15 protein-coding genes, 1 tRNA gene and 1 pseudogene are annotated in these 15,145 nt (G+C 43.0%); 6 read left to right on the top strand and 11 right to left on the bottom strand.

The genetic code is table 11. The features are described 5' to 3' along the window. Positions 1-4 precede the first annotated feature (4 nt). The 3 genes from K7G75_RS02885 to K7G75_RS02875 all read left to right on the top strand — a co-directional run bounded on the left by K7G75_RS02885 (position 5) and on the right by K7G75_RS02875 (position 1,486). Positions 5-961, top strand: coding sequence for a PorP/SprF family type IX secretion system membrane protein (locus tag K7G75_RS02885; RefSeq protein ID WP_222982590.1), 957 nt, complete (start codon positions 5-7; stop codon positions 959-961). A 45-nt stretch (positions 962-1,006) separates the two neighbouring features. Continuing rightward, entirely contained in the window at positions 1,007-1,363 is a 357-nt protein-coding gene (gene folB, locus K7G75_RS02880) for a dihydroneopterin aldolase (protein WP_222982588.1), read from the top strand. Positions 1,364-1,415: 52 nt separating this feature from the next. Next, positions 1,416-1,486: transfer RNA gene (locus tag K7G75_RS02875), tRNA-Cys, on the top strand. 40 nt (positions 1,487-1,526) lie between these two features. Here the strand turns inward: K7G75_RS02875 and K7G75_RS02870 are convergent. From K7G75_RS02870 to rnr, 3 genes and pseudogenes are all read right to left on the bottom strand, one after another. Then, positions 1,527-2,177: pseudogene (locus tag K7G75_RS02870) on the bottom strand (LysE family translocator); the annotation flags it as partial. Between the two features lies 1 nt (position 2,178). Then, positions 2,179-2,859 (bottom strand): head GIN domain-containing protein, encoded by a 681-nt coding sequence (locus tag K7G75_RS02865; protein WP_222982586.1) that lies wholly within the window; start codon positions 2,857-2,859, stop codon positions 2,179-2,181. A 55-nt stretch (positions 2,860-2,914) separates the two neighbouring features. Further along, positions 2,915-5,098 carry a ribonuclease R gene (gene rnr / locus K7G75_RS02860; RefSeq protein ID WP_222982585.1) on the bottom strand — a complete coding sequence of 728 codons (2,184 nt, stop codon included), beginning with the start codon at positions 5,096-5,098 and terminating at the stop codon, positions 2,915-2,917. A 591-nt stretch (positions 5,099-5,689) separates the two neighbouring features. Between rnr and K7G75_RS02855 the strand changes: the two genes are divergently transcribed. The 3 genes from K7G75_RS02855 to K7G75_RS02845 are packed head-to-tail and all read left to right on the top strand — an operon-like array spanning position 5,690 to position 7,485. Then, positions 5,690-6,121 (top strand): RpiB/LacA/LacB family sugar-phosphate isomerase, encoded by a 432-nt coding sequence (locus K7G75_RS02855; RefSeq protein WP_222982584.1) that lies wholly within the window; start codon positions 5,690-5,692, stop codon positions 6,119-6,121. 3 nt (positions 6,122-6,124) lie between these two features. After that, positions 6,125-7,042, top strand: coding sequence for a cation diffusion facilitator family transporter (locus K7G75_RS02850; RefSeq protein WP_222982583.1), 918 nt, complete (start codon positions 6,125-6,127; stop codon positions 7,040-7,042). Beyond that, positions 7,009-7,485 carry a GNAT family N-acetyltransferase gene (locus tag K7G75_RS02845; RefSeq protein WP_262420227.1) on the top strand — a complete coding sequence of 159 codons (477 nt, stop codon included), beginning with the start codon at positions 7,009-7,011 and terminating at the stop codon, positions 7,483-7,485. The genes K7G75_RS02850 and K7G75_RS02845 overlap by 34 nt, the downstream gene beginning before the upstream one ends. Here the strand turns inward: K7G75_RS02845 and K7G75_RS02840 are convergent. From K7G75_RS02840 to K7G75_RS02805, 8 genes are all read right to left on the bottom strand, one after another. Continuing rightward, on the bottom strand, positions 7,482-8,090 hold the full coding sequence (locus tag K7G75_RS02840) for a hypothetical protein (RefSeq protein ID WP_222982582.1): 609 nt from the start codon (positions 8,088-8,090) through the stop codon (positions 7,482-7,484). The two genes, K7G75_RS02845 and K7G75_RS02840, sit on opposite strands and share 4 nt — an antisense overlap. Further along, positions 8,068-9,315: a DNA (cytosine-5-)-methyltransferase gene (gene dcm, locus K7G75_RS02835; RefSeq protein WP_222982581.1), complete on the bottom strand. Its 1,248-nt coding sequence runs from the start codon at positions 9,313-9,315 to the stop codon at positions 8,068-8,070. The genes K7G75_RS02840 and dcm overlap by 23 nt, the downstream gene beginning before the upstream one ends. A gap of 14 nt (positions 9,316-9,329) precedes the next feature. Then, entirely contained in the window at positions 9,330-9,818 is a 489-nt protein-coding gene (locus K7G75_RS02830) for a GDYXXLXY domain-containing protein (RefSeq protein ID WP_222982580.1), read from the bottom strand. Next, positions 9,805-10,881: a DUF4401 domain-containing protein gene (locus K7G75_RS02825; RefSeq protein ID WP_222982578.1), complete on the bottom strand. Its 1,077-nt coding sequence runs from the start codon at positions 10,879-10,881 to the stop codon at positions 9,805-9,807. The genes K7G75_RS02830 and K7G75_RS02825 overlap by 14 nt, the downstream gene beginning before the upstream one ends. Next, positions 10,869-11,819 (bottom strand): DUF2157 domain-containing protein, encoded by a 951-nt coding sequence (locus K7G75_RS02820; RefSeq protein ID WP_222982577.1) that lies wholly within the window; start codon positions 11,817-11,819, stop codon positions 10,869-10,871. The genes K7G75_RS02825 and K7G75_RS02820 overlap by 13 nt, the downstream gene beginning before the upstream one ends. A gap of 112 nt (positions 11,820-11,931) precedes the next feature. Further along, positions 11,932-13,128, bottom strand: coding sequence for a hypothetical protein (locus K7G75_RS02815; RefSeq protein WP_222982576.1), 1,197 nt, complete (start codon positions 13,126-13,128; stop codon positions 11,932-11,934). A gap of 3 nt (positions 13,129-13,131) precedes the next feature. Then, the gene (locus K7G75_RS02810; RefSeq protein ID WP_222982574.1) at positions 13,132-14,757 is read right to left on the bottom strand and encodes a S41 family peptidase; all 1,626 of its coding nucleotides are present in this window, start codon (positions 14,755-14,757) and stop codon (positions 13,132-13,134) included. After that, complete coding sequence (locus K7G75_RS02805) at positions 14,741-15,139, bottom strand: ribonuclease P protein component (RefSeq protein WP_222982572.1); 399 nt, start codon at positions 15,137-15,139, stop codon at positions 14,741-14,743. The genes K7G75_RS02810 and K7G75_RS02805 overlap by 17 nt, the downstream gene beginning before the upstream one ends. Positions 15,140-15,145: the final 6 nt, after the last annotated feature.

The following is a 15,145-nucleotide window of genomic DNA, read 5'->3' as shown; positions in this document are numbered from 1 at the left end:
CCCAATGTTCAAAAAAGTATATTCAACCGTGATCTTAATGCTCCTGGCCTTTTTGGCCCGTGGTCAGGAGTTGACCTTGCCCCAGCATTCCCAGTACAATGCTGATAATCCGTTCTTGATATCGCCAACCTATGCGGGAATAGGAGACCACATAAAAGTTCGATTGAACGGCCTTACCCAATGGGTGGGTATTGAGGATGCCCCGGACACACAAACATTGGGTGCCGACGCCCGTATTGGAAACCGCTCAGGCTTGGGCATGTTCTTGTACAACGACAGCAATGGGTTCACCAAACAGCGAGGGGCCAGGGTGTCGTTTGCACACCATTTAACCTTGGATCGGTATGATGATCAGTTTTTATCCTTTGGTATTTCATATAATTTCAATCAATTTCGTATCGACACGGAAAACTTTACAGAGCAAAACGGTCAGCTTCCCACGGACGATAGGGCAACCACCAACCATAATTTTGATATCGGTTTTTTATATAGAAAGGACCGTTTCTTTGTGACCGTAAATGCAGCCAACATCCTGCCTAAAAACCTTGAAAGTTTTAATCCGGTTTTTGAACCAAATACCCTTAGAAACTATTACGTTTACACGGGCTACAGCATTATGAAAAACAAGAACAGCAAGTTGGAGATCGAGCCTTCCATTTTTTTCCAATGGTTTGAAAGCGACAGCAGGTCCGTAACCGATTTGAATGCCAAGTTCCGTTTTCATGATTTTGAGGATTATTATTATGTGGGTGCCACGTACCGTTTTCTCAATGACCCAAGTCAACCTTTGACCCCTCTTTATCTTTCCCCAATGGCGGGACTCAAGAAAAACAACCTATATTTTGGATATTCCTATCAAATCTTGACCAATGAAATATCCGGTTACAACATAGGTACGCATGTGGTGACCATAGGTATGGATCTCTTCCAGGGTATTAGCAATTGTAGGTGTATGTACTGATTTGATGGTTTTTGCCCTATTTTTGTGCGGCAAAACCAAACCATAGTGGGCAAGATCAGGCTGAACAACATAAGGGTGCATTCCAACCACGGGTGCCTTAAAGAAGAGATGCTTATTGGCAGTGACTATCGGGTAGACCTGGAAGTAGATGCCGATTTGACCAAGCCTTCAAAATCCGACAAACTCAACGAAACTGTTGATTACGTCCACCTGAACAATATTGTAAAAGATGAGATGGCCACTAGGTCCAATTTATTGGAACATGTGGCACAACGTATTATAGACCGAATTTTGTCCGAAATATCCCAGGTTACCCACGTGGAAGTAATTGTATCCAAAATAAACCCCCCCATTGGTGGTGATGTAGAGAGCGTAGCCGTTGTACTGAATGCCCAAAGGTAACATTAGGGGTTTTGGCAAGCTAAAAAAAGTAGTACATTTGCAGCGTAAAAATGGCATCGTGGCCGAGTGGCTAGGCACAGCTCTGCAAAAGCTTGTACAGCGGTTCGAATCCGCTCGATGCCTCTGGAAAACCCAACTTTTCGTTGGGTTTTTTTGTGCCGCTTATCCGCTCGATGCCCTCTTGGATATCAAACTTGTCTTTTGGTAAAAAACCCTTGACAATCAAAAAGATACCGCAAATTATCAGTACAATGCCAAGTACCTTTTTAATCAAGATTATCCTCTCTTTTGTAAGGTATTTTTTTAACTGTTTAGCCAATACAATCTTTATAAGGTCAGTGAAAAAATAAACGCCGAGGACCGTGCTAAAAAAAATAAAGATTCTTTGTGAATCATTGTCCAGACTTGGGCCCACGATGACTATGAGCCCCAACCAAAAGGCGAGCACGCCAATATTAATGAAGTTCAGCAAAAAACCTTTTACGATCAATGTGAAATAAGTTCCCTTGGTGACCTTTAAACTGGCCTTTTTTGATTCCTTTTTTGTAAAGATTACAATACCATATACAAGAAGTATCATCCCCCCAAACACGAATAGTCCGGGTTGATTGCTCAGGTTCTCCAATAGTTGAAAGCTGGTAAAATAAGCTATCAGCAAGAAAATAATATCGGCCATGATGACCCCAACATCCAAACAGACTCCAGCCCTAAAACCTTTGGTGGCACTGGTTTCCAACAGCACAAAGAACACCGGGCCTATCATAAAACTTAATAGGAATCCCAGTGGAATCGCCGTTTGGATATCCTCCATCATACTAGTCCATCCTTTTTATTTTTCCTCCAAAAACTTTCTTTTCGTCCATTTTGGCCGGATTTCCATGGACCAACACCCCTCCACCCGCCTTTACATTGGCCTTTACGTAGTCAGTGGCATAAATTTCCGCATTGCCCCCAGCACTCACATCAATGGTGGTATACTTGGTCTTGAACGTTTTTCCATTATATGTACCCCCGGTATTTATGATAATATCCTGGGTGTTTGCAAATCCGGAAACTGTAATTTCTCCTCCGGAAACCGCTTTGATCAAAAGTTGATCCACTTGACAATTCAACTCTATCTCCCCGCCCTCCTGGGCCCTTAGGTCCAAAACATCCAGAACATAGGTTTGGTCCGAGGAGATTCTGGCATCTTCATTTACGTCTATCACCTTCAGGTCTTCCTTGTGATACACATCAATATAGGTTCTATAACCACTGAACATTTTGTCCAATTCCATTCTTATTTTAAGAACGCCTTCATTGTTCACCACGGCAACCTTATCGGTATTTGCACCCGAAATAACGGCCTTGTTCTCATTGGACTTTATCAACTGCAGCGATATGCCATCAAAAACCTTTATTTCCGTAAACTTTTCCAGATTTTTGATGATTTCCGTCTCTTGGGCCGCCAACAACTGTATCGACAGCACTGTAAACAATAATGTAATAGATTTCATACGGCAAAATTTGGTTGTCGATACGATAACAAATTATATTACAATATAGTATCGATTACTCCTTTTTCCCAATTAAGGAAAAATCCAAATGTCTTTTTATGAGGTCTGTATCCTTTACCATGACGTAAACTTCGTCACCAAGTTGATAAACGCGTTTGAACCGTTCGCCCACAATGGCATATTGACGCTCATCAAACACATAATAATCGTCCTTTATGTCCCTAATCCGAACCATGCCCTCGCATTTGTTCTCAATGATCTCTACATAAATGCCCCATTCCGTAACCCCCGAAATGACTCCCAAAAATTCCTGGTCCTTATGGTCTTCCATGAACTTGATCTGCATGTACTTAATGGAGTCCCTTTCCGCATTGGAGGCAAGTATCTCCATATCTGTGGAATGTTTGCACTTTTCTTCATACAATACGGCCTTAGGTGGCTTGCCGCCATCCAAATAATGCTGAAGCAACCTGTGTACCATTACATCGGGATATCTTCTAATGGGCGATGTAAAATGGGTATAGTATTCAAATCCCAGACCATAGTGACCTATGTTCTCGGTAGTGTAAATGGCCTTGCTCATACTTCGTATGGCCAGGGTATCCACTAAATTCTGTTCTTTTTTGCCTTTTACATCTTCCAAAAGTTGGTTCAAAGAGCTGTTGATGCTTTTTCTATCCCTCAGGTTGATGCTGTGTCCGAATCTTGATATAACACCATTCAGGGCAATCAACTTTTCCTCATCGGGTTCATCATGGATGCGATAGACAAACGTTTTTTTCTTTTTTCCAATGTACTCGGCCACTTTACGGTTTGCCAAGAGCATAAATTCCTCAATGAGCTTATTTGCGTCCTTGGCTTCCTTAAAATACACACTTTCAGGCTCATTGTTCACCGTTAAATTGAAACGCACTTCAATTTTATCAAAGGAAATGGCTCCGGCATCCATTCTCGCTTTCCGCATCTTTTTTGCCAATCTATCCATGGTCAGGACCGCTTCCTTTACCTCGTTGGGCACAGAATAAGCCTCCCCTCTGATAGATATTTCCCCAGGAATTGTTGTATCGCCGGTTTCAATAATGTGTTGTGCTTCATCATATGCAAAACGCTCATTGGAGTTGATTACAGTCCTTCCAAACCATTGATTCCGTATCTGGGCGTTTTTATCCATCTCAAAGATGGCAGAGAAAGTGTATTTTTCCTCGTGGGGCCTGAGCGAGCATGCCATATTGGACAGTACTTCGGGCAACATGGGCACGACCCTGTCCACCAAATATACAGAAGTGGCCCTATTATAGGCTTCTTCCTCAAGAATAGTGTCCGTTTTTACATAATGGGACACATCGGCAATATGGATACCTATTTCATAATTCCCATTATCCAAGATGCTGAAAGAGAGTGCGTCGTCAAAATCCTTCGCATCCTTAGGGTCTATGGTAAAGGTGAGTACTTCGCGCATATCCCTTCGTTTGGCAATCTCAGATTTAGAAATAGAGGTATCCAAGGAATTTGCATACTGTTCCACTTCATAGGGAAACTCATAGGGCAGTCCATATTCAGCCAGTATGGAATGTATCTCGGTATGGTGCTCCCCAGGTTTTCCCAAAACGTCAATTACCTCTCCGTAAGGTGAATCGGCATCCTCCGGCCAGTCACCCAAACGCACCAAAACTTTTTCACCATCCTTGGCCTTTTTCAATCTGTCAAGGGGAACAAAAATATCGGTATACATCCGAGAATCCGTTGGTCGAACAAAGGCAAAGGTCTTTTGTTTGTCCACTATACCCACATAGGTGTCCTTTTTACGTTCCAAAACTTTGGAAATCTCTCCCTCAGCCTTTCTTCCGTTCCTTTTTGGTTTTATGAATACTTCCACGGTATCGCCATGCAACGCTCTGTTCAATCTATTGTTCGGCACAAAAACATCATCATCCACCCCATCTATCAAAATATAGGCGTTACCACTACTGGTCAAGTCTACCCTTCCTGTAAAAAAAGTGTGGGAGGTAGCTTTCTTTTTATACTTTCCTCTTTCCGGTTCCGATATCCTGTCCGTGGCCTTCAGTTGGCCAAGGCGCTTAATCAGCAAATTCCTGTCCTGGGTATCCGTTATCCCAAGTTTGGTGGCAAGCTGTTTGTAATTAAAGCTTTGGTTCGGATCTTTTTCCAATACTTTGAAAATGCCCTTTGTAATCTCATTCTTCCTCTGACTCCTTACCCGCTTTCTTTGCTTTGACATTTACATTTTTGTTTTGCGAAAAATACAAATTATAAACCGGCATACACAGGAAATAAAGAGCAACACGTCCAAATACGTATTTATCAACATTAATTAAATACTAAATATTTCCTTTTTTAAAATTTAATATAAAATGGTGGTGATGATAGCTTGTTGATTTGTGGTATAAATTTCCATCCAAATAGTTGTCTTGAACAGGTAAAAGAGTTTATCCACAATTTCTCAGCCCATGTTTGATTTCAAAATCAAAAGATTAGGTGTTTTATGAACGGTTTTTAATAAATGGTTTCAACAACATTCTATTGAAAAGTAAATACAGCTTTTAGTGTTGATTACTCACAAAACGTGTTCTTAACTGGTTGATTGTTTTTAGATCAATTCTGTTTGACCAAATAAAAAAATAGTCTATTCCAAAAATATTCCCAGAAATCAAAATTCATTTTTTGTAAGTTTTCATCAAATGATCAACAAGCAACTGAAAAATGTAATCAACTGTTTTTTAACCCAGTGGATATATTTTAAATAATCATATCAACAACCCTGCTTAAAAAGAATTGTACCTTTGTAATATAGGTTTTTAATATAAGGGATATGAAAATTGCCATAGGAAACGATCATGCAGGAACAGACTATAAACTGGCCATTGTCGGACTTTTAAAATCCAAGGGCATAGAGGTAATAAATTATGGGACGGACGGGACGGACAGTGTGGATTATCCTGATTTTACCCATCCCGTGGCCAAAGATGTGGAAGAGGGCAATGCGGATATGGGCATAGTGCTCTGCGGTAGTGGAAATGGGGCCACAATGACCATAAACAAGCACCAAAAAGTTCGTGGTGCGCTCTGTTGGAACAAGGAAATTACCGCATTGGCCCGAGAGCACAACGACGCCAACATTCTAAGCCTTCCGGCAAGGTTCATCTCCTTGCCACAGGCATTGGAGATGGTGGAAACGTTTTTGAACACCAATTTTGATGGCGGTCGTCATGAACGAAGAATAGAGAAAATATCCTGTCGCTAATCTATGGGCCACCACCATCACCATGATCACTCACATTCCCATAACGACTTAAAGGGAAGGAACCTTCTTATATCCATTTTTCTAAACATCGCCATAACCGTTTCCCAGGTTGTGGGCGGAATCATTTCAGGGAGTTTGGCACTGTTGTCGGACGCCTTGCACAACTTCAGTGATGTTCTTTCCTTGATCATCAGCTATGTGGCAGCACGATTGGGCAAAAAAAGAGCATCCAGTTTAAAGACCTTCGGATATAAACGGGCCGAGATCATGGCAGCCTTTGTCAATGCCGCCACCTTGATCGTGGTGGCCGTAGTATTGATGAAAGAAGCAGTAGAGCGACTCTTGGAACCCCAAGAAATAGAATCAAACCTTGTAATATGGCTCTCCATTTTGGGCATTGTGGCCAACGGTTTCAGTGTATTGCTGCTAAAAAAGGACTCCAAGGAAAACATGAACATGAAATCGGCCTATCTGCATTTATTGACGGATATGATGGCATCAGTGGCGGTGTTGGTAGGGGGATTGTTAATGAAGTTATATCAGGTGTATTGGGTGGATGCGGTGTTAACAATGTTGATAGGTGTTTACCTTATTTATATGGGTTATGATCTGCTGAAGGAATCCACAAAAGTCTTGATGCTGTTCACCCCCAGGTCAATAGTTGTTCAGGAAATTGTGGAGTCCATCTGCACCTTAGAGCCCATCAAAAATGTGCACCATGTGCATATATGGCAGCTCAATGAAGAGGAAGTCCATATGGAAGCCCACATTGATTTCAAGGAAGACATTAAGCTATCGGAGTTCGATAAGATCTTGGAAGAAATAGAAGAACATGTTTACCATAAACACGGTATCAACCATGTCAATATCCAACCGGAATTTGACAAATGCGATTCCAAAAGTGTAATAGTTCAGGACTGATGCAGGTACAGGTCAAGACATTCGATGAGCTTTCCACAAGCGAATTATATCAAATAATGCGATTGCGATCCGCCGTTTTTGTGGTGGAACAGGATTGTGTATACCAGGATTTGGACAACAAGGACCATAAGGCAATCCATGTAATGGGCAAGGATGATGGACAACTTGTTGCTTACACACGGATGTTTGCTCCGGGAGATTATTTTGAAAACACCAGCATTGGCAGGGTGGTTGTGGCCCCGGACCAACGAAAATTCGGTTATGGGAAACTAATCATGCAAGCCTCTTTATCCGCTGCCAAGGAAAGGTACACACATCCTACCATAGAAATTTCCGCCCAAACCTATTTGACCAAGTTTTATACGGAATTGGGCTTTAAGGCGATTGGGGAGGAGTATTTGGAGGATGGTATTCCGCACGTAAGGATGCTCCAGACAAGTTAAATTAATCTTTTTGCCACGCCAACGGCAATCAAATAATCCAATTTCAAGATAAGATTCACTGGTTTTTCGGCCTTGTTTTTGGTTGAAAAGAACAGATACCCTTCTTTTTTTGGATTGAGTTGTTCCAACACAATTTTCCCGTGGGCCACACCCTGCTTCTGGGTAAGGTGCCAAAAAAACTCTTCTGTTAAACCTAGGCCGGCTAAATGAGCAACCAACATGCGCCGGTTAACAAAGGTGATGTTGCACGAGGTGAAAACCCCATCCTCATCGGAGAAAATACTGGTTATCAAGGCATAAAAATGGGTCTTTTTGGAAACATCGAATAGCCAGCCCGGTTTTTCAACACCATTTTTATCATAGCAAAGCTCAAAGGCAAAAGTGGGCAGGGTTTCGTTCACATAATCCAATTGAGCTTTTTCATCCACAAAAAAGGTGTTTTGCGACTTTTTATGGGTCAGGACCAGATCTATGCCCTTCAGCTGCTGTTTTAGATTTGTGACACGCTCAAAACCATAAAAAACAAAGTGCTTTTCGTAATAGGAATCCAGTAAGGTGGCTAATTTTTTTTCTTTGGCCAAATCAGCTTTGAAGTTGCTTTTCAAGGACCTCGATTTTCTGGAACAGGGCCGCACCTATCTTTTCCACAACACCCACCACCAATGCATTTCCCATGAAAAATGCGCGTTTGGCATCTGAAATGCCGTCCAATTTAGTGTGATTGTCTGGAAACATGTTCAACCGCTCCAATTCTATTGGTGAAAGTCTTCGCAGTCCCTTGGAGGTCTGGACCACGTGTTTAAAACGGGAGGGAGATTTACCGCCTTCTCCCGTGATAATGGTTCTGGAAGGTTGATCCAGCGCATCGGGAAACACCATGCTTCCCTCGCTATAGCTATATTCAAAACCGGTCCTGGTTTTGCGCGTTTCTTTTTTTGAGCCCTTTAAATATTCCCATTTGGGCAAACTGTCGGCATCAATATAGAGTGATGGGTCCGCAGACCCATTTTGTAGGACATCGCCTAAAACTGCTTTATGACCGTCAAAGCATGGCTTGGTCTTACTCGTAAACACCTTTCCGTTGACGCAGATGCCTGAATTTAAAAAGGGAGAAGGCCCTTTTCCGGCGTTGAAATTTTTCGACAGTGAAACCAGGTCTCGCCCCAGTTCAAAGTTGCGTGTGTTTTCTGCATCGGATTCCAATGGAAAAGCAGAGGAAATGATACCATTGGTAAGCACCCAGTCCGAAGGGCTGGATTTTTCCAATGCTTCGAAAACGGCACTGGAACGGTGATAAGCAAGAAAAAAAATTCGCCTGCGGCGTTGGGGCATACCATATTCCGCAGCATTGATCACCCGCCACTCCACGGCATAGCCCAGATTGGACAGACTTCGGAGCATGATGGCAAAATCACGGCCTCTTTGTTCGGAGGGAGACTTAAGCAACCGGTCCACATTTTCCAGAAAAAGGTATTTGGGCTTGTTTTCTTTTTCAGCGAGTATGCGGTGAATGGACCACCATAGCACGCCCTTTTTTCCGATGAGTCCCTTGGAATTTTTTAAGGTTGTTGCCACGGAATAATCCTGACAGGGAAATCCACCCACCAAAATGTCATGGTCCGGGATTTCTGAAGTTGGCACCTCCTCAATATTGGTGTTGGAGTGGTTCTCGGTTCCAAATCGGGCCCCATATACCTTGGAGGCATGTTGGGCCTTGGTTGAAGGCTCCCATTGGTTGCTCCAGACCACTTCATAGTGCCCTGTGCTTTCGAGGCCCAACCGAAAGCCACCCACGCCGGCAAAAAGTTCACAGACCTTTAATAGTTGCATGCCCAAAAATAGGATTATTCTATCTTGTTTTGATTGGCATCGAACAATCCGACCAGAATGCTGTTTCCATCTACATCCACTTTGACACCCCCATACTTGGCGGACTCATATTTTTCACCTTCGCCTTCTTGAAAAAAATAGGACTCTGCACCTATATTGATTTCCCCCCAACCCTTTAGACGGTATCCAATGGCCAACTCATCATCGGCCCTGGGCAGCGTGTTTTCCTGTAAGCGCACCTTTTGCCCAACACCCAGGGAATCCAGTTTTAGAACTACGTACCCTCTTTTGGGAATGCTGTCGTCAAAAGTATTTTCGGAAATGGCATAGCGAAGGTCCATATAGTCACCCTGCATCAAAGATCTTGGATCTACTGGAGCCAGTTCCAGCAGCACTAGTTTGCCTTCGGACAAGAGTTGTTCCTTTTGCGCCACTTCGTAATTGAAAAGCCCCAAAAAGAAAATCAAGTTGGCGCCAATGAGCAATGCACTATACGTTTTCATTTGGACCGGGCTTTTTGTTGAAAAAAAGATAAAACACAAGAAACACCACACCTGATGAGAAAAGGAGCAGTGATTTTGTTAGCAGGGAAATGTTAAGATCATAGTAATATTGGCCAATGCAGTATATCAGGGCCAATACCCCAATCACAAACCCTGTGCGGTAATTGACCTTAAAACTCAGCAAGACAATAAGCAGCGATCCAGCGATGGCCGGTGCAAAAAGCGTGGGCAAAAGTGTTGCCAAGGTCAGTAAAAAGATTAAATATTGTCTTGGTTTTTGCTTTACCTCAAGGTCGAGCAGTACACGCTTAATAAGATAGAGGATCAGTAAAATGGATACGATCGAGGAAACCCATACCGTATTCTTGGATACGGGGATAAGTCCGTCCTTGCCAAGCGCAATAAGCCCGATCAGCAAGGAAAAAACCAAACCGATTCGCAATGGGTCGTACAGTGATATTAGTTTCGGAGCCAAAGCCATTAGCGCAGCTTCCTCCAACACAAAAATTGTTAGGGCCACGGCATACATTATAATATAGAAGTGAATGGCTTCGTAAGCATCCTTGGAAATAATGAACAACAGTAGGGAAACCGCAACGGTGAGCACCGAAATAAAGGATAGTACATAGTTTTTAACAAGAAAAAGGGTCAACAAGGCCATGACCATGACCATGAAAATGATGTGATCTTCATGGAAATCCAATGAAAACAAGGCGATTACGAACAAAATGAAACCCAACACATAGAGGGATACACCAAAAGTGTCCAAAATAAGCCTTTCGAACCGATTGCTTATCAAAATGGCGGCGGCGATGAAACCCAACCCAACGACCAACATGGCTGTGCTGGAATCGTAGATTTCCAAAATCAATAAAAATCCAAGAAATGCCAAAGCGCTAAGGATGCCACCAAAAATGGACAGTATCTTAATGGCCAAACCGGAGGTGTTTGCACTCCTTTTTTTGTACGCGGCCAGAATGCCCTGCTCATCTACCTTGAAACTCTCGGCCTCCTGAGATCGTATTGTCTCCAAAAGACGCATTTTTTGTTCTAGCTCGTCCATATTTTTTGAATTTTGTTGAGAAAGCGGATCAACAGGGAAACACTGATCACAATAAAAACCCCTATGGCCAACAGCATACCGGCACCATCGGATTCATGCAAAAGAAAGGAACTTAGAATGATAATCACGCTAAAAGGAATTATGGCGAGATAAAAGCTTTTTTTCATGGCCAGACCGTACCAAATACCTAGACTATAAACCACCAAGGCCATTACCGCCAATACAGCCAAAAAATCATCATGGCCCACACCAATCCCTTTTACTATTCCAATAGTGCTGAATGAAATTGCCGTAAGCGCCAAAACATTGGTGAACCAGCCCGGGGAAGTTTTAAGGGGCAGAAATTTTGGGAGCCACAGGAACAAAACCAAAAACAGGGTATTGATACTAAAAAGCAGTGCAAAAACAAACATTTCCGACCAATCGTTGGCCACTTGTTCGGCATAGAGGACTACGGTTATGTTTATCAATCCAATATAAATGACCCACAAAGGGGGAAAATTGGATACCACGGCCCAGATTGTTATAAATAAGGTCCAACCCAGGAAAAAATCGTACGCATTCGCCCCTGTTTGATATACTTGTCCAAAAACCGCGTATAGCACGCCTACCAACATGGCAGAAGCCGTAAGCACTATTTTTTGTACCAGCGGTTTTTTCCATGTAAAAAAGACTGCCGTTGTGGCCAGAACGACCAAGCTTTCCAAAATTCCTATTTTAACAAATTTGTGCAAGGAGTCCCAATTGTAGGCAAAGAAGAAAACAATGCCCAAAATGGAAAAGGAAACACCAAGGACCAACAGGAAAATGGAAATAAAGCGATGCCAAGAAGCCTTACTGCTATAAACATGTTCTCTCAACGCCTTGGAGATGGACTTTTCCGGCCAATTGCTGTGTTCGCCAATGATTTGAATGTCTTCCCGACTGATTTTCAACATAAGCTTTAGTTGGATGCTATGGAAAGATACCAAAAACGGCCAATTTTAGAACGCAGAATTGATGTTTTGCACATTTCAGTTAACCAATGGCAACAATTAAGACCTGAAACAGTTATTGAACTTTTGGATTAACTAGTTTCAACAGCTGGGTTAGGGATATGATCTGCAAGGAATCGGAAATGGATTGGAGCATGCTTCTTCTGACATACGCCCTGGCAAAAAGGTCATAGTTGACGCGAGCTACCATTTTTTGGATTTCGGCATCCCCTTTTTCTCCCAAGACGCTCAGCTTTTCCAGCTCTTTTTTCCACCATGTCGCATTGAAGCTGTCGGACTGCTCAAATTCTTGGGAGAACCGGTCCCTAAAAACAGAGTTCAATTTTTCCTCAGTCTTCAGGGCATCTTCCAAAGCGGCCGCCGTTTTCTTGTAGTCTTTGGATTTTTTGAACAATCGATATTGCCCATCGAGGCTATCAATTTGGATATGGTCCTTATAATCATTTATCATGCGTTCGTATTGCTCGCTGGCGAAAAGAAACTCTTTTTCCTTCAAAAAATGATGTAAACGGGCGTAATCATCCTGATAAAAAGTTAAAATTTCATCGATTCCGGCGGGGTTTGTTTTCTTGATTCTTTGGAGCCGAAGCCAGTCAAAAGCACGCGTGATTTGCTGAGGGGCCGGCCAGTTATGCGTGTCATTATAGGTAATCAACGTGCTGTTGAAATTAATGAGATTCAAATACGCCTTGTTCTCCAACATTTCATTGTAGTTCATGTCACGGTTTCCGCAAAGCCCGACATAGGCATAGTCCTGGGTTGCGGGCATATGTTCCTGAAGACCGGAAAATCCTGCGCCACAACCAATTACACCCACAAATCTGTTCGTCAAGGAAGCGATGGCGCTCGCCAGACGGGATCCCCCGGAAAATCCTGAGACATACATCTCATCTTGTCTGATGTTGAAATTGGAAAAAACATGGTTAAAAAGAGTATTGGCAAAAGCAAAGTTTTGGTCGTAAGGCCCATTTTTTGAATTGTTGGAGCAGACCAAGATCAGGCCATACTTTTCCGATGCATCAATAAAGGGCTTAATGCCGACCGCCCCACGAGCCATTGGCTCAAAAATAAAGACGATGGGCTGTGGAGAATTATCCACGAAGGAATTTGGGAGATAAAGCGCGAAGGTTTCATCGGAGGTGCTCGTTACCACCATGGAATCTATCACCTTTCCACGCTCGACCACCGTCTGTGCATTTATAGAGGTGAACAACCTGAAAAGACATAGTAAAAGTAAGAGATGCAATCGCATAACCTATTTCAGGATGCTCCTGTATTTGGAAAGATCTTCCAAAAGGACTTTGGCCGAAACAATGGCATCGTCATGTGACAAATAGTGGCGATAAAGACCACTACGATAGAAATAACGCTTGATGATCTCGTCCTCCAATTTCTTTTTAATTTCGTTCCTGTAGGTATCCAAGGCGGATATTCTACCTCTGTTAACGGCCAAGAGAAGGTCCTTGTACTTCTCCTGGACTTCCGTTCCCAATAGGTGCTCATCAGTATTTATGGATTTTTCCAGCAGCGTTTCGGTCTCCGTTTGAAAGGTAAAGTTTTGTGCCTGCGCAAACCGCTTGAACGCATCATAATCCGATGCTGTGAATGTAAAATCTGAAACAGAGGCGAAGGAGTGGTCGTAATGGTAATCTGTGGCAAAATCAAAGATGATGTTGTGTTCCTGAAGGGCGTCTGTAAGGGTGTTGGATTGAAGGGAGGCAATTTCCACATCGGGCATAACGCCACCGCCATCCCAGACCTTGCGCCCATTTCTGGTGGTAAACTCCGTGAAATCTGTATTCCTGACGGCTTTCCCTTCATCATCTCGGTTCCAATAGTCCAGCGACTGTATGCAACGGCCAGAAGGAGTGTAATACCTGGAAATGGTTACCTTGAGCTGGGTGCCATAGGTCAGTTTCAATGGACGTTGCACCAATCCTTTGCCAAAACTTCGGGCTCCGACAATGACGGCACGGTCCAGGTCCTGTAAGCTGCCCGATACAATTTCGCTGGCTGAGGCACTTCTACCGTCGATTAGGACCGCCAGGGGGATTTCCAAATCCTCTGGTTGATTTCTGGTCCTGTATTCCTGGTTGAACTTTTTTACCTTGGATTTTGTGGTTACGATCAGCTCTCCTTTTGGGACAAAAAGGTTTGTGACATTTACAGCTTCGGAAAGCAATCCTCCGGGATTGCCCCTAAGATCGAGGACCAATCTTTCGGCACCTTTTCCCTTAAGGTCCTGCATGGCAGATTTTGTTTGACTGGAAGCCTTTTGATTGAAGCGGGAAAGGACAATATAACCTGTTTTGTCATCAATCATATCATAAAAAGGAACGGCGTCGACCTCTACAGCTTCGCGCGTTATTGTGGCTATTTTGGTTTCTCCTTGACGAACAAAAGCCACAGTTACCTTGGTGTTGTTCGATCCCTTTAGCAATTCCCCTGCGTCATCATCAAAATCTGCAACCTTGGTCTCTCCAATTTTTATGATTTCATCCCCGGCCTTCAACCCGGCCTTATCCGCCGCATAGCCTTCATAAGTCTCCACAACAAGCAACTTGCTTGGGTAGGAGCGTACCAAGGCGCCAATGCCCGAATACTCACCAGCATTGTTGATTTTATAGGCTTCAACGTCCTGTTCGTTCAAGAATTGGGTGTATGGATCCAGTTCGCCCAGCATATTCTTTATGGCTGAGTCCATCAGCTCTGCTGGATTGGTCTCATCCACATAGTTCATGTTCAGTTCCTTGAAAAGTGTGGTGAAAATTTCTATTTGCTTGGCAATCTCGTAGAAATCACTTTTAAAGCTACTGGCGCCAATCAATAGGCCAATGGCCAAGATAGGAATGAGTATATGTTTGCTATACATTTTTTTCATTTCGTTCTTTTTTTAAAAAAGCGGTCAATAGTTTTTTCATGCCTTTGTCCATGGCTTCAAGATTGGGCATATCATCACCAAGATATAAAAATAAGAACGCAAAGTTTCCCTCCATGTTGTTAAAAACTAGGGGTTTGTTCATCCGATAAGCTTCTAGCATCAGCCGTTTTATCCGGTTTCTTTTTACAGCACTGTTGAATTTTTTCTTAGGGGCAACAAAAGCCACTTTGAACTGAACATCATCGTCAAAAGCGGTTTTTATGTACAATAACTTTAACGCATGCTCGCGAATGCCGCTGCCTTCGGTGAAAAGGGCCTTAAAAAGCTTTTTGCTCTTTAGCCTTTCTTTTTTTGGGAATGTGAATCGGACCGTTTTTTCCACGTAAAG

This window comes from Flagellimonas meishanensis (assembly GCF_019880545.1).
Taxonomy (GTDB): Bacteria; Bacteroidota; Bacteroidia; order Flavobacteriales; family Flavobacteriaceae; genus Flagellimonas; species Flagellimonas meishanensis.
This window is presented reverse-complemented; position numbering and strand designations above follow the sequence as displayed.